Genomic DNA, 2,858 nt, shown 5'->3' with positions numbered 1-2,858 from the left:
CCTCCCATCAAGGGAGGGGAAGCTCTTATGCCGACGCTGTCAGGACAAAAGGAGATGAAACTTAACCCATAGCACTATAATCTGTAATGAGCTTACTTTTTTAACTTGATTTTGAGTAGATACAGTAGATGTTAGGGGTTAGGACAAAGGGTAGGAGGACGTATCTCTACCCTCAGCGTCTTCTCGGCGGTAATCTTTGCTTTTATGGTGGTCATTGTTCAATGAAGATCCTCGGATAGAATATCAGGGAACGCAAGAGGGTACAAGAGGGAGTATGAGGGTAAAATTTGTTGGCTGTTTGCAACTTGCGTTCAGGAAAAAGTTCCCTCTACCCATCGGGGAGAGGGTTAGGGTGAGGGGGTAAAGTGTAAAGGTGAGTAACTGTAACTGTAGTAAAATTAACGCTCAATTTTATCCGAGAGCGTTCGCTTAATAATAAAGGGGGGAGTAAAATCGCTACGAGGTTAAGACAAGGCATGGGGAAGATTCGCCGATTCTTGATTGCCCTTGCCGGCAAGAAATATCTGGAAGAACAGTTGAAACGCCGCCAGGGGAAATGTCAAAGATGCGGCGCATGCTGCCAACTCGTTTTTCGGTGTCCCTTTCTCGAAGGGAAAAATAAATGCCTTATTTATGAGAACCGTTTGGCCCAATGTAGGGCCTTTCCCATAGATGAAAGATGTCTGAAGGAAGTAGGTAACACCTGTGGGTTTTACTTCAAGGAAGAATAAGGGTAACCGTTCAGGTATAGCTGCACGGATTAGCACGGATAAATAACACAGGACAGAAGGCGGAAGTGGAGGGACAGGGCTTGTCCCTGTCCGTGCTTGTCCATATCCGTTCCGTAGACGGACAACCACAAGGGTTGTCCCTACAGCCTAAGGACAGACCCGAATCACGGACACGGCTCACGGATTTTCCGTGTTTTATCTGTGTGCATCTGTGGCTGAACGGTTACGAATAATGAGTGGCGGAAGGCGGAGGGTGGAATGAAATGAGAGCGATGGACAAACTAAAAGAAGAATGCGGGATATTTGGTATCTTTGGTCATCCTGAGGCGGCTAAGATGACCTATCTGGGCCTCTTTGCCCTCCAACACCGGGGACAGGAAAGCGCCGGAATCACTGTCTCGAATGGACACCGACTCAACTCCCACAAGCAGATGGGCCTGGTAGCCGACATCTTTGATGATCAAATTCTAAATAATCTATACGGAGAAATGGCCATTGGCCACGTTCGCTATTCCACGGCCGGGGGGAGTCGGGTAGAAAATGCGCAGCCCTTAATGGTGACTTGTGCCCGGGGAGATCTAGCTATTGCCCATAATGGGAACCTGGTCAATGGTGAGGCCATTAGAAAAGAGTTGGAAGCAGAGGGGGCGATCTTTCAAACTACTTGCGATTCTGAAGACTTTCTCCATCTCCTGGCCAGGTCTAAAAACGAAATCCTGGAGGAAGCTATTATAGAAATCCTGAAAAAGGTCAAAGGGGCCTATTCCCTCCTCTTTCTTACCCCCAACAAACTAATTGGCCTGAGAGACCCTTATGGTTTTAGGCCCTTGTGTCTTGGCCGGGCTGATTTTTCATATATCCTGGCCTCGGAGAGCTGCGCCCTAGACCTGGTTGGCGGAGTTTTTATCAGGGAAGTAGAACCAGGGGAGATGGTGATCATTGATGAGAACGGCTTCAGGTCTATGAAAATAAGCGCTGACACCGATCGAAGGGCTTTATGTATCTTTGAAACTATCTACCTGGCCCGACCGGATTCAAACCTCTTCGGAGAAAATATGTATCAGGTCCGAATTGAGATGGGGCGCCAATTGGCCAGGGAGCATCCGGCTGAAGCTGATCTGGTTATACCGATCCCTGACGCCGGAATCCAGGCGGCCATGGGTTATGCCAGGGAGTCAGGCATCCCTTACCATTGGGGATTAGTCAGAAACCGGTATGTTGGCCGGACCTTTATCTCACCCACCCAAGCTATTAGAGACCGGGGGGTTCAAATCAAGCTAAACCCCATAGATGATATCCTGGTGGGGAATCGAATCGTGGTCGTGGATGACTCCATCGTCCGGGGGACTACTTGCCGTAAGATTATGAAGATGCTTCGCAATGCCGGCGCCTCAGAGGTCCACTTAAGGGTCTGTTCTCCGCCTATACAATTCCCCTGTTTTTATGGGATCGACACCCCGGTCAGAAAGGAGCTCCTGGCGGCGACCCATAGTGTGGAAGAGATAAGGAAATATATGCGGGTAGACAGCCTGGGCTATCTTAGCATTATTGGCCTGCTCGATTCAATGTCCAAACCTGGCAGTGAGTTTTGCACGGCCTGTTTTGATGGGAATTATCCCATTGATTGGGATGGGAGGGAGGACGTAGATAAGAAACATAGTAACCGTTCAGGTATGCACGAATTAGCACGGATAAATAACACAGGACAGAAGGCGGAAGTGTAGGGACAGGGCTTGTCCCTGTCCGTGCTTGTCCATGTCCGTTCCGTAGACGGACAACCACAAGGGTTGTCCCTACAGAAACTTATGGGCAAAAATATTCATAAAATTTGATCATATAAAATACGATGAGAGAAACAACTTACTTTGTTACCTATACTTATGGAACAAAACTTTTTTAAATGCCCATTTAATTAAATCTGGTTTGGTTGATGTGGATACTAGATGCGATTATAAATACAAATCCAAATTTCTATCGGAGAGAATAGTAACATAATGGCAAAAGGTAACTACTCAGCCTCTATATAGTAGCCTTACCTAGCGAAACCACAACATATTGTGTTTAGGTGTTTAAAAGTTAGCTAAAATTCCTAAAAAACGGCTTTCTATGCAACCTATAAAAGGAGAC

Annotated in this window: 2 protein-coding genes; both read left to right on the top strand. The window is 47.1% G+C overall.

Annotated features, from left to right (window positions below; genetic code table 11):
- Nucleotides 1-476: 476 nt before the first annotated feature.
- Nucleotides 477-731 carry a hypothetical protein gene (locus AB1797_13845; GenBank protein ID MEW5768669.1) on the top strand — a complete coding sequence of 85 codons (255 nt, stop codon included), beginning with the start codon at nucleotides 477-479 and terminating at the stop codon, nucleotides 729-731.
- 263 nt (nucleotides 732-994) lie between these two features.
- Nucleotides 995-2,455, top strand: coding sequence for an amidophosphoribosyltransferase (gene purF, locus AB1797_13840; GenBank protein MEW5768668.1), 1,461 nt, complete (start codon nucleotides 995-997; stop codon nucleotides 2,453-2,455).
- Nucleotides 2,456-2,858 lie beyond the last annotated feature (403 nt).

The sequence above is a fragment of the bacterium genome (assembly GCA_040753085.1).
GTDB lineage: Bacteria > UBA9089 > JASEGY01 > JASEGY01 > JASEGY01 > JASEGY01.
The sequence above is the reverse complement of the archived record's forward strand: the minus strand, read 5'-3'. Positions and strand labels throughout refer to the sequence as shown.